Here is a 23,802-nt window from a genome sequence, read left to right on the forward strand (position 1 = left end):
GGCTCGACAAAGACCGGGCGTCCCGTGCACCGGCATTCGACATGCGTGACATGTGGAGAGGAGCCCTGACCCAGGGTGAGCACCAAGCCGACCACCACAGACCTCGAGTGGACCGAGCTGGACCAGCGGGCCGTCGACACCGCCCGAGTCCTGGCCGCCGACGCCGTACAGAAGGTCGGCAACGGCCATCCCGGTACGGCGATGAGCCTGGCCCCCGCCGCGTACACCCTCTTCCAGAAGGTGATGCGGCACGATCCGGCCGACCCGGAGTGGGTCGGGCGCGACCGCTTCGTGCTGTCCGCCGGCCACTCGTCCCTGACCCTCTACACCCAGCTCTACCTGGCCGGTTTCGGCCTGGAGCTGGACGACCTGAAGGCGTTCAGGACCTGGGGTTCCAAGACCCCCGGCCACCCGGAGTACGGCCACACCAAGGGCGTCGAGACCACGACGGGACCGCTCGGCCAGGGTGTCGCCAACGCGGTGGGCATGGCGATGGCCGCCCGCTACGAGCGCGGCCTGTTCGACCCGGAGGCCCCGGCCGGCGAGTCGCCGTTCGACCACTTCGTCTTCGCCGTCGCCGGTGACGGCTGCCTCCAGGAGGGCATCTCCGCGGAGGCGTCCTCGCTGGCCGGCCACCAGCGGCTCGGCAACCTGGTCCTGCTGTGGGACGACAACCACATCTCGATCGAGGGCGACACCGAGACGGCCGTGTCCGAGGACACCGTCAAGCGGTACGAGGCGTACGGCTGGCACGTCCAGCGGGTCGCCCCGAAGCCGGACGGCGACCTCGACCCGCACGCCCTCTACGACGCGATCGAGGCCGCGAAGCGGGTGACGGACCGCCCGTCCTTCATCGCGATGCGTTCGATCATCGCCTGGCCCGCCCCGAACGCGCAGAACACCGAGGCCGCGCACGGCTCGGCGCTCGGCGACGACGAGGTCGCGGCCACCAAGCGGGTGCTGGGCTTCGACCCGGAGCAGTCCTTCGAGGTCTCGGACGCCGTCCTGAACCACACCCGCGAGGCGCTGGAGCGCGGCCGTCAGGCCAAGGCGGAGTGGGAGAAGTCGTTCCAGGAATGGCGCAACAACAACGCCGAGCGCGCCGCCGAGTTCGACCGCATCGCCGCGGGTGAACTGCCCAAGGGCTGGGAGGAGAAGCTCCCGGTCTTCGAGCCGGGCAAGGGTGTCGCCACGCGTGCCGCGTCCGGCAAGGTCCTGCAGGCCCTCGGCGCCGTGATCCCCGAGCTGTGGGGCGGCTCAGCCGACCTCGCGGGCTCGAACAACACGACGATCGACAAGGACAGTTCGTTCCTCCCTGCGGACAACCCGCTGCCGGAGGCGGACCCGTACGGCCGCACGATCCACTTCGGCATCCGCGAGCACTCCATGGCCGCGGAGATGAACGGCATCGCGCTGCACGGCAACACCCGTATCTACGGCGGTACGTTCCTCGTCTTCTCCGACTACATGCGCAACGCGGTGCGGCTCTCGGCGTTGATGCACCTGCCGGTGACGTACGTGTGGACGCACGACTCGATCGGTCTCGGCGAGGACGGCCCCACCCACCAGCCGGTCGAGCACGTCGCCGCGCTGCGCGCGATCCCGGGCCTGAACGTGGTCCGCCCGGCGGACGCCAACGAGACCGCGATCGCCTGGCGCGAGATCCTCCGGCGCTACACGAAGGTCTTCGGCAAGGGTGCCCCGCACGGCCTGGCGCTGACCCGTCAGGGCGTGCCGACGTACGCGCCCAACGAGGATGCTGCGAAGGGCGGTTACGTCCTCTTCGAGGCGTCCGGCGGCGCTCCCGAGGTCATCCTCATCGCCACCGGTTCCGAGGTGCACGTCGCCGTCGAGGCCCGCGAGCAGCTCGAAGCCGACGGTGTGCCGACGCGAGTCGTCTCCATGCCGTCCGTGGAGTGGTTCGAGGAGCAGGACCAGGGGTACCGGGACAGCGTCCTGCCCCCGGCCGTGAGGGCGCGTGTCGCGGTCGAGGCGGGTATCGGTCTCACCTGGCACAAGTACGTCGGGGACGCCGGTCGCATCGTTTCCCTGGAGCACTTCGGTGCTTCCGCGGACGGCAAGGTCCTCTTCCAGGAGTTCGGTTTCACCGGCGAGAACGTGGCCGCCAAGGCCCGGGAATCCCTCGCCGCCGCCCAGCGCTGACGCTCACACACGACCGTAGGAGATGTAATTCCATGACAGACGCACTCAAGCGCCTCTCCGAGGAGGGCGTCGCGATCTGGCTGGACGACCTGTCGCGCAAGCGGATCACGTCCGGCAACCTCGCCGAGCTGATCGACCAGCAGCACGTCGTGGGCGTCACCACCAACCCGTCGATCTTCCAGAAGGCGATCTCGGAGGGCGACGGCTACGACCAGCAGCTCTCCGACCTCGCCTTCCGCAAGGTCTCGGTCGAAGAGGCCATCCGCATGATCACGACGGCGGACGTCCGGGACGCCGCCGACATCCTGCGCCCGGTCTACGACGCCACCGACGGCCAGGACGGCCGGGTCTCGATCGAGGTCGACCCGCGTCTGGCGCACAACCTCAAGGCGACCGTCGCCGAGGCCAAGCAGCTGGCCTGGCTCGTCGACCGCCCCAACACCCTCATCAAGATCCCCGCCACCCAGGCGGGCATCCCGGCGATCACCGAGGTCATCGGCCTCGGCATCAGCGTCAACGTCACGCTGATCTTCTCGCTGGAGCGCTACCGCCTGGTCATGGACGCGTTCATCGCGGGCCTGGAGAAGGCCAAGGAGCGCGGCCTGGACCTGTCGAAGATCCACTCCGTGGCGTCCTTCTTCGTGTCCCGCGTGGACACCGAGATCGACAAGCGGCTCGACGCGCTCGGCACCGACGAGGCCAAGGCCGCCCGCGGCAAGGCCGGTCTCGCCAACGCGCGCCTCGCCTACCAGGCGTACGAGGAGGTCTTCGCCACCGAGCGCTGGGCCGCGCTGGAGAGCGCGGGCGCCAACAAGCAGCGTCCGCTGTGGGCCTCGACCGGCGTCAAGGACAAGGCGTACAAGGACACGCTGTACGTCGACGAGCTGGTGGCGCCGAACACGGTGAACACCATGCCGGAGGCCACCCTGTTCGCCACCGAGGACCACGGCCAGATCCGCGGCGACGCGGTGTCCGGCACGTACGAGCAGGCCCGCGCCGAGCTCGACGCGCTGGAGAAGCTCGGGATCTCCTACGACGAGGTCGTCGAGCTGCTGGAGGAAGAGGGCGTCCAGAAGTTCGAGGACGCGTGGAACGACCTGCTCAAGTCGACCGAGGCGGAGCTCCGGCGCCTCGCCCCTTCGGAGGGCTGAACTCTTGTCGAGCAGCAACCCGCTGCGTGACCCCGCCGACCGACGGCTCCCGCGTATCGCGGGGCCGTCGGGCCTGGTCATCTTCGGCGTCACGGGCGATTTGTCACGAAAGAAGCTCATGCCCGCCGTGTACGACCTCGCGAACCGGGGTCTGCTGCCGCCGGGCTTCTCGCTGGTCGGCTTCGCGCGGCGCGAATGGCAGAACGAGGACTTCGCGCAGGAGGTCCACGACGCCGTCAAGGAGCACGCCCGTACGCCGTTCCGCGAGGAGGTCTGGCAGCAGCTCATCCAGGGGATGCGCTTCGTGCAGGGCACCTTCGACGACGACGACGCGTTCGAGCGGCTGCGCGCCACCATCGACGAGCTGGACAAGGCACAGGGCACGGGCGGCAACTTCGCCTTCTACCTGTCCGTGCCGCCGGGCGCCTTCCCGGTGGTCATCCAGCAGCTGAAGAAGCACGGTCTCGCCGACCAGTCGAGCGGCTCCTGGCGCCGCGCGGTCATCGAGAAGCCCTTCGGCCACGACCTGAAGTCGGCCGAGGAGCTCAACGCGACCGTCGAGGAGGTCTTCGCCCCGGACCAGGTCTTCCGTATCGACCACTACCTGGGCAAGGAGACCGTCCAGAACATCCTGGCGCTGCGTTTCGCCAACACGATGTTCGAGCCGATCTGGAACCGGTCCTTCGTGGACCACGTGCAGATCACGATGGCCGAGGACATCGGCATCGGCGGCCGGGCCGGCTACTACGACGGCATCGGCGCCGCCCGTGACGTCATCCAGAACCACCTGCTCCAGCTCATGGCCCTCACCGCCATGGAGGAGCCGGCGTCCTTCGACGCGGACGCACTGGCCGCCGAGAAGACCAAGGTGCTCGGCGCGGTGAAACTGCCGAAGGACCTGGGCCGCGACACCGTGCGCGGGCAGTACGCGGAGGGCTGGCAGGGCGGCGAGAAGGCGGTCGGCTACCTCCAGGAGGAGGGCATCGACCCCCAGTCGAAGACCGACACCTACGCGGCCATCAAGGTGGAGATCGACAACCGGCGCTGGGCGGGTGTGCCGTTCTACCTGCGCACCGGCAAGCGCCTGGGCCGCCGCGTCACCGAGATCGCGGTGGTCTTCCAGCGGGCCCCGCACTCCCCCTTCGACACGACGGCCACCGAGGAGCTCGGCTCCAACGCGATCGTCATCCGCGTCCAGCCCGACGAGGGCGTCACCGTCCGCTTCGGCTCCAAGGTGCCGGGCACCTCGATGGAGATCCGCGACGTGTCCATGGACTTCGCCTACGGCGAGTCGTTCACGGAGTCCTCGCCCGAGGCGTACGAGCGCCTCATCCTCGACGTCCTGCTCGGCGACTCGAACCTCTTCCCCCGCACGGAGGAGGTCGAGCTGTCCTGGAAGATCCTCGACCCGATCGAGGAGTACTGGGACCGGCACGGCAGGCCCGCCCAGTACCTCTCCGGCACCTGGGGCCCGGTCGAGGCGGACGAAATGCTCGCACGAGAGGGACGGAGCTGGCGCCGGCCATGAAGACAGACCTCACGGACACCACTGCCAGCAAGATCAACAAGGCGTTGGTGAAGGCCCGCCGTGCCATCGGCACACCGGCCGTCGGCATGGTGCTCACGCTGGTCATCGTGACCGACGAGGAGAACGCGTACGACGCCCTGAAGGCCGCGAACGACGCGTCCCGCGAGCACCCCTCGCGCACGCTCGTGGTCATCAAGCGGGTGTCGAGGAGTTCCCGCGACCGCACCCAGTCCCGCCTCGACGCCGAGGTACGGGTGGGCGCGGACGCGGGCACCGGCGAGACGGTGGTGCTACGGCTGTACGGCGACGTCGTCGACCACGCCCAGTCGGTGGTCCTTCCGCTGCTGCTGCCGGACGCCCCGGTGGTCGTCTGGTGGCCGGTGGACGCGCCGCTGGACCCGGCCGGCGATCCGCTCGGCGCGCTGGCCCAGCGCCGGGTCACCGACACGTACTCCTCCGAGCAGCCGGTGAGCGAGCTGTCGGCGCGCGCCGACACCTACACCCCGGGTGACACCGACCTCTCCTGGACCCGCATCACCCCGTGGCGCTCGATGCTGGCCGCCGCGCTCGACCAGGTCACCTGCGAGGTGGCGGCCGTCGAGGTGGAGGGCGAGGAGTTCAACCCGAGCTGCGAGCTGCTGGCGATGTGGCTGGCGGACCGGCTGGACGTGCCGGTGAAGCGCTCGCTGTCGAGCGGTCCCGGTCTGACGGCCGTACGGCTGCACACGGACAGCGGCCCGATCGTCCTGGACCGTGCGGACGGCTCGCTCGCCACGCTCTCCATCCAGGGGCAGCCCGACCGTGCGGTGGCGCTGAAGCGCCGGGACACGGCCGAGCTGATCGCCGAGGAGCTGCGGCGGCTGGACCCGGACGACACGTACGCGTCGGCGCTGCGGTTCGGGGTGGAGAAGCTGAACACGTCGGCTCCGTTTCCGGAACCTGCTGCCAAAGGAGACCCCGGCTCCGGCGCCGGAGAATCAGGCTCCGCAGACGCCGTCCCCGCAGAGCCGGCCGCAGCCGGAGCCTCCGCGGAAGTCGCCGTCAAAGCCCCTGTCGAGGGCCCTGCGAAAGCTGCCGGGAAGGAAGGGCCGGCGACGCCCGCGCTGAAGCCGGTCCCCTCCGGGCTGTCCGGGAAGGCGGGGAAGTGAGCACCCCGCAGCTGGTCGTGCACCGCGACAAGGAACTGATGGCCCAGGCCGCCGCGGCCCGGCTGATCACGAAGATCGTGGACGCGCAGGCCTCACGGGGCTCGGCGTCGGTGGTCCTCACCGGCGGGCGCAACGGCAACGGCCTGCTGGCCGCCCTCGCCGCGGCGCCCGCCCGGGACGCCGTCGACTGGAGCCGCCTGGACCTGTGGTGGGGCGACGAGCGTTTCCTGCCCGAGGGCGACCCGGAACGCAATGTCACGCAGGCCCGCGAGGCCCTGCTGGACTCCGTACCGCTGGACCCGAAGCGCGTGCACGCCATGCCCGCGTCGGACGGTCCCCACGGCGACGACGCCGAGGCCGCGGCCGCTGCCTACGCCGAGGAGCTGGCCCGCGCGGCCGGTCCCGAGAACCACGGCACGGTCCCGACCTTCGACGTCCTGATGCTGGGCGTCGGCCCGGACACCCACGTGGCGTCCCTGTTCCCGGAACTCCCGGCGGTACGGGAGACCGAGCGCATGGTCGTCGGGGTGCACGGCGCCCCGAAGCCGCCGCCGACCCGGGTCACCCTCACGCTGCCCGCCATCCGCGCGGCCCGCGAGGTCTGGCTCCTGGCGGCCGGCGAGGACAAGGCACGGGCCGCGGCGATCGCGCTGTCCGGTGCGGGTGAGATCCAGGCCCCGGCGGCCGGAGCCCGTGGCCGGGCCCGCACCCTGTGGCTGCTGGACTCGGCGGCGGCCTCCCAGCTGCCGAGGTCGCTGTATCCGCCGGCTTCGTCGTAACACCCGCCTTCGAGAAGGCAGTTGAACGCCGGGCCCCTCCTGGGAGGGGCCCGGCGTTCACGTTCTCAGCGGAAGACGCGCCCGTTCCAGTCCTGCGGGGCCTCACGGAGCCGGTCCAGGGGTGTCCCCTGCGCAACCTCCCGACCTGCCCGGCCAGTTCGAGCGGATGGGCGTCCGTGAAGCCTTCCACGGCCTCCTCGGGCTGGTGGGAGTGCAGGGCGTCGTCACTCGGACACACACCCGCCCGCGGCCCTGACCGACATCACGACTCCCCCTCCCGGTCCGCGCATCACACCTCGGTGCACAAACCGTGGAGGCCGCCACTGACAATCGGCGGGGACGGCAGCCGGGAAACGGCTCCGGCCAGTCACCTCTCGGTGCCCGGCCGGTTCTCGACTTCTAGATCTCGCCCCGCAGTTTGGCGAGCGCCTCGGCGAGGATCGCCTCGCCGTCCGCGTCGCTGCGCCGCTCCCGTACGTACGCGAGGTGCGTCTTGTACGGCTCGGTGCGCGGCGGAGCCGGCGGGTTGTCCCGGTCCTGTCCGGCGGGAAAGCCGCAGCGAGGACAGTCCCAGGTTTCGGGCACCTGCGCGTCGCTGGCGAAGCTGGGCACCGTCTCGTGCCCGTTGGAGCACCAGAAGGAGATGCGCAGACGCGGGGCGGACTCGCCCCGCTCGGCCTCGCCCATCGGCCCCGCCCCGACCCGGCTACCACGGATCGCGTTGCCACTTGCCACGGTCGTAACTCCCTGCGTGATGGTGCCGCGAAGCGAGTCGGCGTTTCGCTTCGTTGCGAGCGCCTCAGTCTACGTAAGGCCCAACGCGCGTCCAGTGATTGGAGTTACAGCCCCCACACCTAGACGCAAGCCCCATGATAGGCCGCGCTCAGCTGCGCGTACCGAACATGGGGCCTTACGTGCGGAATGTACGTGCTGTGTGTGGCGTGGCCGCTCAGCTGTTCGTCTTCATGAGCATGCCGAGCACGATGATGCACACGAACCACAGCAGACCGACCACCACGGTGATGCGGTCGAGGTTGCGCTCGGCGACCGAGGAACCGCCGACGGACGACTGCATGCCGCCACCGAACATGTCGGAGAGGCCGCCGCCCTTCCCCTTGTGCATCAGGACCAGCAGCATCATCAGCCCGCTGAAGACGATCAGGGCGATCGAGAACCCCAAAACCACGGCTGGACCAACTCTCTCGGATTCGGATGAACGACGGGGACATGGTGGCTGCCCACCATGCCCCCGCAAGGGTACGACGTATTGCCGCCGGGGCCTACTTACTGGTCCCGGAAGCGCACGATCTTGACGAACTCGTCGGCGTCCAGCGAGGCCCCGCCCACCAGGGCGCCGTCGATGTCGGCCTTGGACATGATCTCGGCGACGTTGCCGGCCTTGACGGAGCCGCCGTACTGGATGCGGACCTGGTCGGCCAGCTCCTGGGTGTACAGCTCGGCGAGCTTGCCCCGGATCGCCGCGCAGACCTCCTGGGCGTCGTCCGCGCCGCAGACCTTGCCGGTGCCGATGGCCCACACGGGCTCGTAGGCGATCACGACGGACTCGGCCTGCTCGGCCGGCAGGTCCTTGAGGCCGCCCTCGACCTGGGCGAGGGTGTGGGAGACGTGGTTGCCCGCCTCGCGGACGTCCAGCTCCTCGCCGACGCACAGGATCGGGGTCAGGCCGTGCTTGTAGGCGGCCTTCACCTTGGCGTTGACGATGTCGTCGGTCTCCGCGTGGTACTGGCGGCGCTCGGAGTGGCCGACCGCCACGTACGTGCACTTCAGCTTGGCCAGCATCGAGCCGGAGATCTCGCCGGTGTAGGCGCCGGAGTCCTGCGCCGAGAGGTCCTGGGCGCCGTACTTGATCTTGAGCTTGTCGCCGTCGACCAGGGTCTGCACGGAGCGCAGATCGGTGAAGGGCGGCAGGACGGCGACCTCGACGGCCTCGTAGTCCTTGTCCGCGAGGGCGAAGGCGAGCTTCTGGACGTGCGCGATGGCCTCGAGGTGGTTGAGGTTCATCTTCCAGTTACCCGCCATGATCGGCGTGCGAGTGGTCATGCGGGGTCAGTCCTCCAGTGCGGCGAGGCCGGGGAGCGTCTTGCCCTCGAGGTATTCGAGGGAGGCGCCGCCGCCGGTCGAGATGTGGCCGAATGCGTTCTCGTCGAAGCCCAGGATGCGGACGGCCGCGGCGGAGTCGCCACCGCCGACGACCGTGAAGGCCGGGGAGTCGAGGAGTGCCTGGGCGACGGCCTTGGTGCCCTCGGCGAAGTCGGGGTGCTCGAAGACGCCCATCGGGCCGTTCCAGAAGACGGTGGCGGCGTCGGTGATCTTCGAGGCGTACAGCTTGCCGGACGCCGGGCCGATGTCCAGGCCCAGCTGGTCGGCCGGGATCGCGTCCGCGGCCACGGTGGTGGCACCGCCGGGGGCCTTGGTCTTCAGGTCCGGGAACCCGGGGGCGACCACGGCGTCGACGGGCAGCACCAGCTCGACGCCGGTCTTCTCCGCGCGCTCGATGTACTCCAGGACCGCCGGGATCTGGTCCTCCTGGAGGAGGGACTTGCCGACCTCGTACCCCTTGGCCTTGAGGAAGGTGTACGCCATGCCGCCGCCGATGAGGATGCGGTCGGCCTTGCCGAGCAGTTCGTCGATGACGGCGAGCTTGTCGGAGACCTTGGCGCCGCCGAGTGCGACCACGTACGGGCGCTGGACGTCGTCCGTGAGCTTCTTCAGCACGCCGACCTCGGTGGCGATGAGGTAGCCGGCGTAGTGCGGGAGCTTGCCCGGGAGGTCGAAGACCGAGGCGTGCTTGCGGTGCACCGCGCCGAAGCCGTCGCCGACGTAGACGTCGGCGAGAGCGGCCAGCTGGTCCGCGAAGGCGCCGCGCTCGGCGTCGTCCTTGGAGGTCTCGCCTGCGTTGAAGCGGAGGTTCTCGACGACCGCGACCTGGCCGTCGGTGAGGCCCGCGACCGTGGCGGTGGCCGACTCGCCCACGGTGTCGGTCGCGAACGCCACGGAGGCGTCCAGGAGTTCACCGAGGCGGGCGGCGGCCGGGGCGAGCGAGAAGGCCGGGTCCGGGGCGCCCTTGGGGCGGCCCAGGTGAGAGGCGACGACCACGCGGGCGCCGGCCTCGGCGAGCGCCTTGACGGTGGGCAGTACGGCGCGGATGCGGCCGTCGTCGGTGATCGTGGTGCCGTCGAGCGGCACGTTCAGGTCGGCGCGGACGAAGACCCGCCTGCCTGTGACGCCTTCGGCGAGAAGTTCGTCGATCGTCTTCATTGAGAGGGCTCCCGAATGACTGGTGGTGCTCGTGATCGTAAGAGGGCCGGTCCGTACGCGAGTCAGGGCCCGGACGGCGCGTCCCTGCGCCGCCCGAGCCCTGCTCTCACATCAAGTGCCTGCTCTGTGGATCAGAGCTGGTTGCCGACGAAGACCGTGAGGTCGACGAGGCGGTTGGAGTAGCCCCACTCGTTGTCGTACCAGCCGAGGATCTTCACCGTGTTGCCCTCCTGGACCATGGTCAGGGAGGAGTCGAAGGTGCAGGACGACGGGTCGCCGACGATGTCCGAGGAGACGATCTCGTCCTCGGTGTAGGTCAGGAAGCCCTTGAGGTCGCCGTCGTCGGAGGCCTTCTTGAACGCGGCGTTGACCTCGTCCTTGGTGACCTCGCGCTGCAGCGTCACGACCAGGTCGGTGGCCGAGCCGGTCGGGACCGGGACGCGCATCGCGATGCCGTCCAGCTTGCCCTTGAGCTGCGGGAGGACCAGGGCGGTGGCCTTCGCGGCACCGGTCGTGGTCGGGATGATGTTCTCGGCGGCGGCGCGGGCGCGGCGCAGGTCCGAGTGCGGGAAGTCCAGGATCCGCTGGTCGTTCGTGTACGCGTGGACCGTCGTCATCAGGCCCTTGACGATGCCGAAGTTCTCGTCGAGAACCTTGGCCATCGGCGCCACACAGTTGGTGGTGCAGGAGGCGTTGGAGATGACGTGGTGGTTGGCCGCGTCGTACTTGTCCTGGTTGACGCCCATCACGATGGTGATGTCCTCGTCCTTGGCCGGAGCCGAGATGAGGACCTTCTTCGCACCGCCGGCGATGTGCTTCTCGGCGTCGGCCTTCTTCGTGAAGATGCCGGTCGACTCGATGACGATGTCGACGCCGAGTTCACCCCACGGGATGTCGGCGGGGTTGCGCTCGGAGAGCACCTTGATGGTGTGACCGTCGACGGTGATCGTGTCGGCGGTGTGCGACACCTCGGCCTTGAGGCGGCCCAGGATGGTGTCGTACTTGAGCAGGTGAGCGGTGGTCGCGGTGTCACCCAGGTCGTTGACAGCCACGATCTCGATGTCAGCACCCTGCTCCAGCAGCGCGCGGAAGTAGTTACGACCGATGCGGCCAAAGCCGTTGATGCCTACGCGGATCGTCACGAAACCGATCTCCTCGTTGGTACGCCGGGTTCGACTCCGGCGAGCTGTATGGGATGTCCCCGACCACCCCCGACCCTACCTCCCTGAGACCGGCGTGGTGACATCGAGATGCCCCATACACGGCAGGGCGGTCCGTACCCGCCAGTAGGGGTACGGACCGCCCCGGACCGAAAGCTCCGGTCACCCCGGACGACTACGTCGAGTCATCCACGGTTCACCCGCCGATGGCCGCGAGTGCCTTGCGCAGCAGGGCCGTGCGGTCGGCCGCCGCGGCGACGTGCTCCAGGCCGAAGCCCAGCAGCACGGTGTCGTCCGTGGTGACCGCGCCGTACGTCTTGAACAGTTCTCCGGCACGCCCCCAGTCCTTGACGACCGCGGGGCTGCCCGCGGGCGGCCCGGGCACGCTCCACGCGCCGAGCGAGGTCTCGAAGCCCTCGGTCTCCACGGCCTGGCCGCCGATGACGACGGACGCGTTGTCGGCGAGGACGCCTCGGCCGCCGGAGCCGGGGTCGGTGATGTAGCTGAGGGAGACCTCGACCTTCTTGCCCGCGTACGCGGAGAGGTCGAAGGAGACCTCCTGCCAGCCTGCCGACGCCCCGGTGAGGCTGTTCCACTGGCCGCTGGTGCCGGAGGCCGTGCAGCCGTCGGCGCCCTGCGTCAGATACCGCTTGAGCGCGGGGTGGGCCGCGATGAAGAACCCGGCCTCGCACTCGGCGGGCACGGCGGTGCTGGTGGCGCCGCCCTTCTCGGGGAGCGTGGTCCAGTCGTCGGCCCCGGCGGTGTGCGCCTCCAGGACGGCGTGGTCGTAGCCCTCCTCGGTGTCCCACAGCAGCCGGGTGCGCAGTGCGGGCGCCTGCGCGGCGGTCACCTGGGTGAGGTCGATGGTGCGGGTGAGACGGTTCCAGGCGTAGTCGCTGTGTGTGACGGCCGCCATGGAGGAGCCCTCGTACGGTCCGTACGGGTTGGGCGTGCCGGGATAGGTGCCCGCTCCCGCGCTCGCGAACTGCGGGTAGGCCGCCGCGGGCAGGTTGTCCGAGGTGACGCTGAAGGATCCGGCCGCATCGAGCGGGTTGCCGGGGGCGGCGCCGAGGGTTCCGGAGGCCCCGGCGAGCTTGCCGGTGCCCTGGAAGGCGGTGGCGCCGGGCAGGGTCGTACGGGTGTAGGCGCCCAGGTAGTACTGGCTGAAGTCGTTCGACAGGGTGCCGCCGCCCAGGTCGACGTTGCCGCCGGCCCGCTCGCCCGCCTCGACCAGTTTGCCGCCCTCGTTGAGGTAAGCGCGCAGCTGGAGCTGGGTGGCGTTGCCCGGGACGGCCGCGCCCGTGTAGTGGACGACCGACCTGAAGTGGTCCAGCACGCCGAGCGCGTCGGGCGCGCCCTGGGTGGCGACGTTCCAGACGACCGCCTTGCGCCCGCTCGCCTTCAGCGCGTCGACGTACGTCTGCGCCTGTGCGGCGTTCGCGCCCTCCTCGGCGACCACGAGCACGTCCGCGCGCGGCCGTTCGGCCACGACGTAGGTGAAGTGTGCGCTGGAGGTGGGCTTTTTGCTCTTCGTCCCGCCGGTGAACCAGACCTCGACCTTGTCGCCCGGATCGGCGTCGGTGACCTTGGCGCGGTACTCGTCGAAGTAGAGGTTGTCCTCACCGCCGTACGTCTCGCCGCCCTTCCAGGCGCGGAGCGCCGTGTGCTGGGTACGGCCGCCGTTGACGCGGTACTTGAGCTCCTTGTCGCGCACGGACCTGCGTACGACGACGGAGACCTCCTGGTCCGCGCCGCGCGCGTAGGACGTGGTGAACGGCTTCGGGGTGAAGTCGGCGGCCTTCAGGCCGAGTGAGGAGGCCGGCTGGTCGGGGTGGACGGCGGTCTCGGCGACCGAGAGCGCGAACGGGATGTTCTTCTCGAACTCCTGCTGGATCAGCTTCTCGTCGTCCGGGAAGTTGAAGACCGACTGGCAGTCGGCCGCGTTCCACTGGTCGTTCGGGTCGAGGTCCGAGGCGGTCTGGCAGGTCGACATCTCGGGGGTGAACATCGCCAGGCCGTTGACGTTCGACGCGTGGCCGTCCGCCTCGCCGTTGGTGGTGTACAGCTCGGAGGAGACCTGCGGACGGTAGCCGGGGATCGCCGAGTTGTCCGGGGTGCCGGCGAGGGACCGGTAGAGGACGTCGTCCGGGGTGTCGGTGGCCACCTGCCAGCCGACGCCGTAGAGGAGGAGCTGGGCGGCGGAGTGGTAGTTGATGCCGTACGTGAAGCCGATCCGCTTCTCGAAGGCGTCCAGGGCCTTGGTCTCGGGCTCGGAGCCCGGGGCCGTACCGCGGTAGGTCTCGCTGGTGGGGTTGGGGGACGAACCCTCGTCGTCGTAGCCCCACTTGTAGGAGAAGTTGCGGTTGAGGTCCACACCGTCGCCGACGCTGATGGTGCCGTCGCCGTTGTTGTCGCGCAGGTTCTTGCGCCACAGACGGTTGTCGGTGTTCTGGAAGGTGTAGTCGTAGCCGTCGGGGTTGGCCGACAGGACGAACCACAGTTCGGTGGAGTCGACGATCTTCTTGATGCGCTTGTCGCTCTTGTAGTGGTCGACGTAGTGGTGGAGCAGCCGGCGGGTCATCTCCGGCGTGATCCACTCGCGCGCGTGCTGGTTGGACATGTACAGGACGGCGGGTTTGGCGCCGTCCTTGGACTTCTTCGCGTTCTTGGTCAGTTTGAGCGCGAGGATGTCCTTGCCGTTCACGGTCTTGCCGATGGAGACGACCTTGGTGAGGCCGGGGTTGGCCCGGGCGGTCGCGAGGATCTCCTCCTGCAGGCCTCCCTTTCCGCTGTAGGGCCGGAACACGCCCTCGGCGGCCTTGTCCACGCGGGCCTCGGCCTTGGCGGTCAGCGTGTGCTCGGTGAGTTCGACGCCCTGCCCTTCGAGCTTCTCCGCCTCCTGGTCGGTGAGGTAGACCTCGACGGTCGCGGTGCCCTTCGCGGGTACCTGCTCGCTGAGTTCGTGACCGTCCTGCCCGGCCGCCAGCAGCAGGGGTACCTGCCCGCTGGTGACCTCGGCGCGGAAGACCTTGACTTCGTTCGGATCAGGAGAACCTGCGCTCTGCGCGGCATGGGCGACGGGTGCGATGCCCGCGCCGCCGAGCAACAGTGCGCCAACAGCGAGGATCGGTCTCGCTCTTCGTCTCATGAGCCCCCCTTGCGGTGGTCCGCCACAGCAGCGAACAGATGCCAGGCTCATGACAGTTCATGATCGAGTCAAGGGGGCCTCACGGATACGCAAACGCCGGTGCCGACGTCCCAAGTGGGAGTCGGCACCGGCGTGGTGACTGCTGGTCAGCCGACCAGGTTGTCGGCCATCTCCTCGGTGATGCTGGATTCCGTGCCCGGGATGCCGATGTCGGAGGCACGCTTGTCGGCCATCGCCAGCAGGCGGCGGATACGGCCTGCGACGGCGTCCTTGGTCAGCGGCGGATCGGCGAGCGCACCCAGCTCCTCCAGGGAGGCCTGCTTGTGCTCGATGCGCAGTCGCCCGGCGGCGGCGAGGTGCTCGGGCACGTCGTCGGCGAGGATCTCCAGGGCGCGCTGGACCCGGGCCCCGGCGGCGACGGCCGCGCGCGCGGAGCGGCGCAGGTTGGCATCGTCGAAGTTGGCGAGCCGGTTCGCCGTGGCCCGCACCTCGCGGCGCATCCGGCGCTCCTCCCAGGCGAGCACCGACTCGTGGGCGCCGAGGCGGGTGAGCAGGGCTCCGATCGCGTCGCCGTCCCGGACGACGACCCGGTCGACCCCGCGGACCTCACGGGCCTTGGCGCCGATCGACAGCCGGCGGGCGGCGCCGACCAGGGCCAGGGCGGCCTCCGGACCCGGGCAGGTCACCTCCAGGGAGGAGGAGCGGCCGGGCTCGGTGAGCGAGCCGTGCGCCAGGAAGGCCCCGCGCCAGGCGGCCTCGGCGTCGCAGGTGGCGCCGGAGACGACCTGCGGGGGCAGGCCGCGGATCGGCCGGCCCCGGCCGTCGACCAGGCCGGTCTGGCGGGCCAGCTGGTCACCGCCCGCGACCACCCGGACGACGTAACGCGAGCCGCGGCGCAGCCCGCCCGGTGCCATCACGATCAGTTCGGAACTGTGGCCGAAGATCTCCAGAATGTCCCGCTTGAGGCGACGGGCCGCCATCGCGGTGTCCAGCTCCGCCTCGATCACAATGCGCCCGCTCACCAGGTGAAGGCCGCCGGCGAACCGCAGAACAGCGGAGACCTCCGCCTTTCTGCAGCAGGTCCGGGTGACGGGAAGCCGGGAGATCTCGTCCTTCACCGCTGCCGTCATCGCCATGGGCCGATCCTTCCATGCATCCGAAAAATACGGTCGTACGCGGCGGCCAACAGCTCCGGGTCGTGCCTCGGGGTCCCGTCGGGCCGGGCCACCGGCGCCAGCTCGACCGCGGCGCCGAACCGCTTGGCGGCATCGGTGAGGGAATCGCGGTCGGGCACGGCGGCCTGGTCGGCCAGCACCACGTCCAGGGCGAGTTTAGGGGCGTGTCGTCCCAAAACCTCCAAATGACGCTGCGGGGAGAAGCCATCGGTTTCTCCCGGCTGCGGAGCGAGGTTCAGGGAGAGCACCCGGCGCGCCTTCGTCTGGATCAGCGCGTCCAGCAGTTCCGGCACCAGCAGGTGCGGGATGACCGAGGAGAACCACGAGCCGGGACCGAGGACCACCCAGTCCGCGTCCCGCACGGCCTCCACCGCCTCGGGGACCGCCGGCGGGTCGTGCGGCACGACGTGCACGGACTGCACCTCGCCCGGTGTCAGGGCCACGGTCGCCTGCCCCCGTACGGTGTCCACGTCCTCGGGCCGCTCCGGGTCGTGCCCCTTGACCAGGGCCTGGAGCTCCAGGGGTACGGCGGACATGGGCAGCACGCGCCCGTGCGCGCCCAGGAGCCTGCCGACCAGGTCGAGGGCCTGGACATGGTCGCCGAGCTGCTCCCACAGGGCGACGATCAGCAGGTTGCCGACCGCGTGTTCGTGCAGGTCGCCCTTGGACTGGAAGCGGTGCTGGATGACCCGGGCCCAGGTCTGGCCCCAGTCGTCGTCCCCGCACAGTGCGGCCAGCGCCTTGCGCAGGTCGCCGGGCGGCAGCACACCCAGCTCGTCGCGGAGCCGGCCGCTGGAGCCGCCGTCGTCCGCCACGGTGACGACGGCGGTCAGGTCACCGGTGATCCGGCGCAGGGCGGCGAGCGAGGCGGACAGGCCCATGCCGCCGCCGAGCGCGACCACCTTGGGCTGGGCGCCGCGGCGGCGCGGTTTGGCTCCGCGGGCCTCGACGGGGCGGCTCACGCGTCCCTCGGGCACCGCCCGGCGCAGCCTGCTCAGCCGGGAAGAACGTTCTGTCATTCCCGTCCCATGTCCCGGTGTACGACCACCGTCTCCACACCCTCGGCCGCGAGGCGCGCGGCGAGCTTCTCCGACGTGGCCACCGAGCGGTGCTTGCCGCCGGTGCAGCCGATCGCGATGGTCACGTACCGCTTGCCCTCGCGGCGGTAGCCGGCCGCGACGAGGCGCAGCAGCTCGGCGTAGCGGTCGAGGAACTCCTTGGCACCGGGCTGGTTGAAGATGTACGCCGACACCTCCTCGTTGAGGCCCGTGAAGGGGCGCAGCTCCGGCACCCAGTGCGGGTTGGGCAGGAACCGCATGTCCGCGACCAGGTCGGCGTCGACCGGGAGGCCGTACTTGAAGCCGAAGGACATGACGGTGGCCCGCAGCTCGGGCTCCTCCTCGCCGGCGAACTGGGCGTCCATCTTGGCGCGCAGCTCGTGGACGTTGAGGCTGGAGGTGTCGATGACCAGGTCGGCGTCGCCGCGCAGCTCGCGCAGGAGTTCGCGCTCGGCGTCGATCCCGTCGACGATGCGCCCGTCGCCCTGGAGGGGGTGCGGGCGGCGCACCGACTCGAAGCGGCGCACCAGGGCGTCGTCGGAGGACTCCAGGAAGACGATCCGCCGGGTGACGTGCTTGGCCGCCAGGTCGGCGAGGGAGTCACGGAGGTTGTCGAAGAAGCGCCGGCCCCGGACGTCGACGACCACCGCGATCCGGGCGACATTGCCCTGGGAGCGGGCGCCGAGCTCCACCATGGTGGGGATCAGGGCGGGCGGGAGGTTGTCGACGACGAACCAGCCGAGGTCCTCCAGACACTTGGCGGCGGTCGAGCGGCCGGCGCCGGACATCCCGGAGATGATCACCAGCTCGGGAATGGCCGCCTCCGGGACTCCGGCCGTGTCGTGGGGCGCGCCCGTGCTCACCTGTGCGTCGTCTCCGCTCGGGTCCTGTTGTTCTTCGTGCTCGTTCACATTCATGTCTCCTGCCCCCGTCGTTCGTCCGGGGCACCCGCCGTCACGGGCTCCCCACCGGAACCCGTGGTGCCGGGTTCCTCCTCTTCCATGATCTCTCCAGTCGCCGTGTTCACGGCGGGCGCGGGCGGGGCCGCCTGGGCGAGGGCCACGGCGATCGTCTCGGCCGTCTTGCGGCCTATACCGGGGACCTCGCAGATCTGGTCGATGGTGGCGGATCGTAGTTTCTTCAAGGACCCGAAATGTTTCAGCAGGGCCTGCTTGCGCGTGTCCCCGAGACCGGGCACCTCGTCGAGGGGGCTCGACCGGAAGCGCTGGGCGCGCTTGGTGCGCTGGTAGGTGATCGCGAAGCGGTGGGCCTCGTCGCGGACCCGTTGCAGAAGGTACAGGCCTTCGCTGGTGCGGGGGAGCACGACCGGGTCGTCGTCGTCCGGGAGCCAGACCTCCTCCAGGCGCTTGGCGAGGCCGCAGACGGCGATGTCGTCGATGCCGAGCTCGTCCAGGGCCCGCTTGGCGGCGGCGACCTGGGGCTGTCCGCCGTCGACGACGACGAGCTGGGGCGGGTAGGCGAACTTCTTGGGGCGGCCGTCGTCGTCCTTGAGGCCGTTCTCCTGGGCGCCCTGGGGGCCGGTCCCGGAGACGCCCGGGACGTCGTTGCCGGAGGCGTCCTTGAGGTCGGCCTGGGAGGCGTCGTCCACCCACTCCCCGGTCTTCTCCTTCTCGGCCAGGTACCGCCTGAACCGGCGGGAGATCACCTCGTGCATGGACCGGACGTCGTCCTGCCCGGCGAAGCCCTTGATCTGGAAGCGCCGGTACTCGCTCTTGCGCTGCAGCCCGTCCTCGAAGACGACCATGGAGGCGACCACGTCGTCGCCCTGGAGGTGGGAGATGTCGTAGCACTCGATCCTGAGCGGGGCGCTGTCCAGGTCGAGGGCCTCGGCGATCTCCTCCAGCGCGCGCGAGCGCGTGGTCAGGTCGGAGGCGCGCTTGGTCTTGTGCAGGGCGAGCGAGTGCTGGGCGTTGCGCTGCACGGTCTCCATGAGGGCCTTCTTGTCGCCGCGCTGCGGGATACGCAACGAGACGTTGGACCCACGGCGCTCGGTGAGCCACTCCTGGACCGGCTCGACCGGGTCGGGCAGGGCCGGGACGAGGACCTCCTTGGGGACCGCGTCGCCCTTCTCCTCGCCGTAGAGCTGCTGCAGGGCGTGCTCGACGAGGGCGCCGGTGGTGATCTCCTCGACCTTGTCGGTGACCCAGCCGCGCTGGCCGCGGACGCGTCCGCCGCGGACGTGGAAGATCTGGACTGCGGCCTCCAGCTCGTCCTCGGCGACCGCGATCAGGTCGGCGTCGGTCGCGTCGGCGAGCACGACCGCGCTCTTCTCCATGGCCTTCTTCAGGGCCCCGATGTCGTCGCGCAGGCGGGCCGCCCGCTCGTACTCCATCTCCTCGGCCGCGTCCGTCATCTGCTTCTCCAGACGGCGGATGTAGGTGCCGGTGCGGCCGGCCATGAAGTCGCAGAACTCCTCGGCCAGGTCCCGGTGTTCGTCGGCGGAGACGCGGTCGACGCAGGGCGCCGAGCACTTGCCGATGTAGCCGAGGAGGCAGGGGCGGCCGGTGCGGGCGGCGTTCTTGAAGACGCCGGCGGAGCAGGTGCGGACGGGGAAGACGCGCAGCAGGAGGTCGACGGTGTCGCGGATCGCCCACGCGTGTCCGTACGGCCCGAAGTACCTGACGCCCTTGCGTTTCTGGCCGCGCATCACCTGCACGCGCGGGAAGTCCTCGTTCATCGTCACCGCGAGGTAGGGGTAGCTCTTGTCGTCGCGGTACTTGACGTTGAACCGGGGGTCGTACTCCTTGATCCAGGAGTACTCCAGCTGGAGTGCCTCGACCTCCGTGGACACCACCGTCCACTCCACGGACGCGGCCGTGGTCACCATCGTGCGGGTGCGGGGGTGCAGGCCCGCCAGGTCCTGGAAGTAGTTCGCCAGGCGCTGGCGCAGGCTTTTCGCCTTTCCGACGTAGATCACCCGGCGGTGCTCGTCGCGGAACCTGTACACCCCGGGAGAGTCCGGGATCTCCCCTGGTTTGGGGCGGTAGCTGGAGGGATCGGCCATGTCTCACACCCTACTGGCGAGGGCTGACACTCCGACGAGCCTGTGGACAACGGCTAGCGGGACTCCAGGAACGTCAGCACGGCCAGGACACGACGGTGGTCGTCGGTGTCCTCCGTGAGACCGAGCTTGCCCAGGATGCTGCGGACGTGTTTCTCGACGGTGCCCTCGGTGACCCACAGGCGGCGGCCGATGCCGGCGTTGGAGCGGCCCTCCGCCATCAGGGCGAGGACCTCGCGCTCGCGGGCGCTGAGATGGGCGAGGGGGTCGTCGCGGCGCTGGGCGGAGAACAGTTCCTGCACCAGGGACGGATCGACGACCGAGCCGCCTCGGCGGATGCGCTCCAGGGCCTCGAAGAACTCGTCGACGACCGTGACCCGGCTCTTGAGGAGGTAGCCGATCCTGCGTCCGCTCGCCAGCAGTTCCAGGGCGTCCTCGACCTCGACGAACGCCGACAGGACGAGGATGCCGGTGTCGGGGTGGCGTTCGCGGATCGTACGGGCCGCCTTGAGGCCCTCCGTCGAGTGGTCCGGGGGCATCCGGATGTCGACGATCGCCAGTTCGGGGCGTTCCTCGTCGACCAGTTCCAGGAGCCGGGCCGCGTCGCCGGCCTGGCCCGCGACCTGGTATCCGAGGCGCTCGCACAGGCTGGCCAGGCCCTCCCTGAGCAGGATGTCGTCGTCGGCGAGGACGACCCGTCCCCGTGCCGGCCGCTGCGATGCGTCGTCCATGACCCCGGTCCCCCCTGCCCGGCCTCCGCGGTGTGCCGTCAACGGTCCGAGCCGCCCCGGCCCCGCCCGCTGCCTGCGCCCCAACAGCCTGCCCCACCCGTGGGGTTACGGCTAGCCGGAAGCGGAATTGGAGGCTTGCCGTGACGACATGCGGACGTGTCCGGGCGATTCTCGAACCAGTGCAGATGCAGTCCGACCGGCCGTCCCGGGCGAGGGACGGCGGGTCGTACGGCCGAAGGGTGCGGAAGATGCGGCGGACACGGATCGAGAAGCAGCGGCGACCGGTCCGTGTCCGCCGCTACCCGGACGAGACGTACGGCGTGATCGACGACCCGGATCCCAGGGATCCCGACATCGTGCGTGCCAAGCGGCTGCTGAGCGCACAGCACGGCGGTACCCACCGCCCCTAGAGCCGGACGGATGCCTCTCCGTCCGACCGGACCGCCCGCGGTGCACGCGACGTCACCTGGTTCAGGCTCCCCCTCCTGGACCGACTCCCCGGCGTGCGCCTCGGGCGGTCATCAGCCCGGCGAGGGCCCGCCCAGGGGCAGCCGCACGTCCAGGGTCGTGCCCTCGCCGGGAGGACTGACGAGGGTCAGCCTGCCGCCGATCGCCTCGGCCCGGTCGGTGAGCCCGATGAGGCCGGAGCCGCGGCCCGGGTCGGCACCTCCGACGCCGTCGTCGCGGATGGTCAGCTCCAGGCAGCCGTCCCGGGTCTCCGCCGCCACCTCCACCACACGCGCGTGTGCGTGTTTCGCGGTGTTGGTCAGGCACTCTGACGTCACGTAGTAGGCGGCCACCTCCAGTTGTTCCGGCAGCCGGGCCGCGGGCAGCTTCAGGTCGAGCTCGACGGGGACGGCCGACCGGCGGGCCAGGGAGCGCAGGGCAGGGCCCAGACCGCCCTTGGAGAGGATGGCCGGGTGGATGCCGCGGGCCACCTGGAGCAGGTCGTGGAAGGCGTCGTCGAGACCCTTGCCGACGTGCGCCAGCTGCTCGGCGAGCTCCGAGGACGGGTCGGTCACGAGGGTCTCGGCGAGCCGCAGATCCAGCCGGCAGGCGACCAGCCGTTGCTGGACCCCGTCGTGCAGATCGCGCTCGATGCGCCGCCTGGAGGCGTCCGCCGCGGCCACCACACGCGCGCGTGAGGCGGTCAGCTGGTCGCGGCCGTCGGCGTTCGCGATGGCGGTGGCGACGAGTTCGGTGAAGTCGGCCAGCCGCGACTCGGTGCCCGCGGGCAGCGGGTCCAGCCGGGAAGCGGCGAGCACGAATCCCCACAGCCGGTCGTCGACGACGATGGGGGCGCCCACGGCATGGCCGACGTGGGCGGCGCGCCGGGTCCGGATGACCTCGTCGACGGCCTCGCGGCCCGCCTGTCTGCGTTCCTCGCGTGTGGCCTCCTCCAGTTCCGCCGGGAGGCCGAGAACGGTACCGAGGACGGTCTGGCTGCCGTCGGACTCCTGCCGCAGTACGGCCGCGGTGGTGTCGAGCAGGTCCCCCACCTCCTCGGCCACCCTCGCGAACACCTCGGGCGGCGGCGCTCCGTGGGCCACCAGGGTGGCGACGCGGCGCAGGGCGGCCTGCTCCCGCGCGGTGCGGCGCCTCTCGGTGACGTCCCGCGCGGTGGCGTAGACGAGGCCTTCCTCGGGGACCGGCCGGGCGCTCCACTGCAGCCAGCACTCGGTGCCGTCGCTCCGCATGTAGCGGTTCTCGAACTCGGCGACCTCGACGCCGTTCGACAGCCGCGCGAGGGCCTGCCGGGTGGTGTCCCGGTCCTCCTCGTGCACGAACTCGAGGAACGGCGTCGCCAGGATCGTCTCGCGCGGGCGGCCCAGGGTGCGCTCGAAGGCCGGGTTGACCCGCTTGAAGTAGCCGTCGACTCCGCTGATGCAGAGCAGGTCCAGGGAGAGGTTGAAGATGCTCTCCAGTTCCTGCTCGGCCTTCTCGCGCCGCCCGTGCGCCGCCGCGAAGGACGCCATGGCACCGTTCATGCCGCCGAGCAGCCGGCTCCAGGTGCCCTCGAAGGCGGCTTCGTCGGCGCGGTGTTCGAGGCGGTTGTCGTCGACCGCCGTGTTCATGGCGAGGATCTCGGCGGCCAGCCGCTCGGTGGTCACCCTCAGTTCGCGGAAGGTGTCGGCGACCTCCCCCAGTTCGTCGCGGCCCGTGTACCGGATGTCGTACGAGAGATCCCCGTACGACAGTGCCCGGGCGCCCGCGGAGACCTGGCCGAGGGGCCGGGTGATCGACCGGCTGAGCGTGAGGGCGAGGAAGGTGACGAGGGCGCACACCGCCAGCGAGAGGGTGAGGTCGCGCACCACGCGGGTCTCCGCGCTACGGCGGTCGTGGCCGGCGGTGGTGTCGAGTGCGCGGGCGGCCCGGTCCTGGATGCCGCGCAGGGCGTCGATGCGGGCGCCGGAGTCGGCCAGCCAGCGCTCGTGCGAGGGCCAGGAAGCGTTCTCCGGGCGGGCGGTGGCGAGCAGGTCGCGGACCGCGCGGACGGTCCGGCCGGCGTCCTGGAACTGGATGGCGTACAGCCGGGAGCGCAGGTCGGCCGAGGTGTTCTCCCGGAAGGCGTCCAGCTGGGCCGTCTCCAGGGCGGGCCAGCGTCCGGCGCCGGTGGGCCGGCCCGCGGGCCCGGCGAGCAGGGCGGCGACCTCCGCCTGCTCGCGTTCGGCGGCCTCGATGGCCCGCAGCAGCGCGATGTGGGCGTCGGCCGCGCGTCCCGACGCCCGGGTGGGGCGGCCGGACTCGAGCGCGGCGACGCCATGGAGCAGGGTCTCCTCGACGTTGCCGTACTGCTCGGCGATGTCGGGTGCGGTGAGCGAGCCGGTGGCCGTCTGGGCGTGCAGGGAGTGCAGTTGACGGCCGAGGGCGTCGAGGTCGCCGGCGACGTCGGATCCGGACCATGCGGCGGTGCGGGCCACGGCACGCTCCAGGACCCGGCCGGTGGTGCGCTCGGCCGCGGTCCGCTCCGCCAGGGTGCCCGGTCCGGGGCGCAGGCGGGCCTCGACCGCGGCGAGCCGTTCACGCGCGACGGCGTCGGTGACCTCGGTCGTGGCGAACGACACCGTGGCCCCGGTGTGGAAGTCGCGCAGCGTTCGCGCCTCCCGCCACTGGTTCGCGGAGCTGAACGCGGTGAAGACCAGGAGTCCGGCCACCGGCAGCAGGACCAGCAGCATCAGCTTCCGGCCGACGCGCAGCCGGGCGAGAAGCGGGACGCGCTGCGGGGCCCGGGGGTGTCGTCTGAGCGGTGAGCGGCGCATGACAGGGCCTCAGACGGCGTCTCTTCCGGGTGTCGTGCCGTGGGATTCCGTCATGCCGTGGGATTCCGTCATGCGAAACACCTCTTCGCGGACGGCACCGGCGTCGCTTCCTCGTCGGCGTGCCGCTTGTCGGCATCGAACGCTCCGGCGTGGCCCGGCTTCCGCGATGTCCTCAGCATGCTCGTGAACTCCGCTGCCGT

The 23,802-nt window shown here is 70.6% G+C and carries 18 protein-coding genes; 6 read left to right on the top strand and 12 right to left on the bottom strand.

Translation table 11 applies throughout. The annotated features are described in order from the left end of the window. Positions 1-75 precede the first annotated feature (75 nt). The 5 genes from tkt to pgl are packed head-to-tail and all read left to right on the top strand — an operon-like array spanning position 76 to position 6,769. The gene (gene tkt / locus ACZ48Z_RS21120) at positions 76-2,163 is read left to right on the top strand and encodes a transketolase (protein ID WP_468737388.1); all 2,088 of its coding nucleotides are present in this window, start codon (positions 76-78) and stop codon (positions 2,161-2,163) included. 32 nt (positions 2,164-2,195) lie between these two features. Further along, complete coding sequence (gene tal / locus ACZ48Z_RS21125; protein WP_468737389.1) at positions 2,196-3,314, top strand: transaldolase; 1,119 nt, start codon at positions 2,196-2,198, stop codon at positions 3,312-3,314. Between the two features lie 4 nt (positions 3,315-3,318). Then, positions 3,319-4,842, top strand: coding sequence for a glucose-6-phosphate dehydrogenase (gene zwf, locus ACZ48Z_RS21130; protein WP_468737390.1), 1,524 nt, complete (start codon positions 3,319-3,321; stop codon positions 4,840-4,842). Next, positions 4,839-5,990, top strand: a complete 1,152-nt coding sequence (opcA, locus tag ACZ48Z_RS21135; RefSeq protein ID WP_468737391.1) for a glucose-6-phosphate dehydrogenase assembly protein OpcA — start codon at positions 4,839-4,841, stop codon at positions 5,988-5,990. Before zwf ends, opcA begins: the two co-directional genes overlap by 4 nt. Then, positions 5,987-6,769 (top strand): 6-phosphogluconolactonase, encoded by a 783-nt coding sequence (pgl, locus tag ACZ48Z_RS21140; RefSeq protein WP_468737392.1) that lies wholly within the window; start codon positions 5,987-5,989, stop codon positions 6,767-6,769. The genes opcA and pgl overlap by 4 nt, the downstream gene beginning before the upstream one ends. Before the next feature lie 399 nt (positions 6,770-7,168). On the opposite strand, the gene ACZ48Z_RS21145 is transcribed toward pgl, so the two are convergent. The 11 genes from ACZ48Z_RS21145 to ACZ48Z_RS21195 form a co-directional block, all read right to left on the bottom strand. Next, a complete protein-coding gene (locus ACZ48Z_RS21145) occupies positions 7,169-7,504 on the bottom strand; it encodes an RNA polymerase-binding protein RbpA (RefSeq protein WP_082412914.1) in 336 nt (111 codons plus the stop codon). Positions 7,505-7,718: 214 nt separating this feature from the next. Then, positions 7,719-7,949 carry a preprotein translocase subunit SecG gene (secG, locus tag ACZ48Z_RS21150; protein ID WP_468737610.1) on the bottom strand — a complete coding sequence of 77 codons (231 nt, stop codon included), beginning with the start codon at positions 7,947-7,949 and terminating at the stop codon, positions 7,719-7,721. Positions 7,950-8,053: 104 nt separating this feature from the next. Further along, entirely contained in the window at positions 8,054-8,830 is a 777-nt protein-coding gene (tpiA, locus tag ACZ48Z_RS21155; RefSeq protein ID WP_468737393.1) for a triose-phosphate isomerase, read from the bottom strand. Positions 8,831-8,836: 6 nt separating this feature from the next. Then, positions 8,837-10,048, bottom strand: coding sequence for a phosphoglycerate kinase (locus ACZ48Z_RS21160; RefSeq protein ID WP_468737394.1), 1,212 nt, complete (start codon positions 10,046-10,048; stop codon positions 8,837-8,839). A gap of 131 nt (positions 10,049-10,179) precedes the next feature. After that, the gene (gap, locus tag ACZ48Z_RS21165) at positions 10,180-11,190 is read right to left on the bottom strand and encodes a type I glyceraldehyde-3-phosphate dehydrogenase (RefSeq protein ID WP_468737395.1); all 1,011 of its coding nucleotides are present in this window, start codon (positions 11,188-11,190) and stop codon (positions 10,180-10,182) included. Positions 11,191-11,404: 214 nt separating this feature from the next. Next, positions 11,405-14,356: a M14 family metallopeptidase gene (locus ACZ48Z_RS21170; RefSeq protein ID WP_468737396.1), complete on the bottom strand. Its 2,952-nt coding sequence runs from the start codon at positions 14,354-14,356 to the stop codon at positions 11,405-11,407. 146 nt (positions 14,357-14,502) lie between these two features. Then, complete coding sequence (whiA, locus tag ACZ48Z_RS21175) at positions 14,503-15,492, bottom strand: DNA-binding protein WhiA (RefSeq protein ID WP_468737397.1); 990 nt, start codon at positions 15,490-15,492, stop codon at positions 14,503-14,505. Further along, the gene (locus ACZ48Z_RS21180; protein ID WP_468737398.1) at positions 15,483-16,550 is read right to left on the bottom strand and encodes a gluconeogenesis factor YvcK family protein; all 1,068 of its coding nucleotides are present in this window, start codon (positions 16,548-16,550) and stop codon (positions 15,483-15,485) included. The genes whiA and ACZ48Z_RS21180 overlap by 10 nt, the downstream gene beginning before the upstream one ends. Beyond that, positions 16,547-17,506: an RNase adapter RapZ gene (rapZ, locus tag ACZ48Z_RS21185; RefSeq protein ID WP_468737399.1), complete on the bottom strand. Its 960-nt coding sequence runs from the start codon at positions 17,504-17,506 to the stop codon at positions 16,547-16,549. The genes ACZ48Z_RS21180 and rapZ overlap by 4 nt, the downstream gene beginning before the upstream one ends. Further along, positions 17,503-19,614, bottom strand: a complete 2,112-nt coding sequence (uvrC, locus tag ACZ48Z_RS21190; protein ID WP_468737400.1) for an excinuclease ABC subunit UvrC — start codon at positions 19,612-19,614, stop codon at positions 17,503-17,505. The genes rapZ and uvrC overlap by 4 nt, the downstream gene beginning before the upstream one ends. Positions 19,615-19,667: 53 nt before the next feature. Continuing rightward, the gene (locus ACZ48Z_RS21195) at positions 19,668-20,342 is read right to left on the bottom strand and encodes a response regulator transcription factor (protein WP_468737401.1); all 675 of its coding nucleotides are present in this window, start codon (positions 20,340-20,342) and stop codon (positions 19,668-19,670) included. A gap of 248 nt (positions 20,343-20,590) precedes the next feature. Here ACZ48Z_RS21195 and ACZ48Z_RS21200 point away from each other — a divergent pair, with 248 nt between their 5' ends. Further along, complete coding sequence (locus ACZ48Z_RS21200) at positions 20,591-20,752, top strand: hypothetical protein (protein ID WP_468737402.1); 162 nt, start codon at positions 20,591-20,593, stop codon at positions 20,750-20,752. Positions 20,753-20,863: 111 nt separating this feature from the next. Here the strand turns inward: ACZ48Z_RS21200 and ACZ48Z_RS21205 are convergent, their stop codons facing one another. Further along, positions 20,864-23,602 carry a PAS domain S-box protein gene (locus ACZ48Z_RS21205; protein WP_468737403.1) on the bottom strand — a complete coding sequence of 913 codons (2,739 nt, stop codon included), beginning with the start codon at positions 23,600-23,602 and terminating at the stop codon, positions 20,864-20,866. Positions 23,603-23,802 lie beyond the last annotated feature (200 nt).

The sequence above is a fragment of the Streptomyces sp. NPDC031225 genome, from assembly GCF_055570355.1.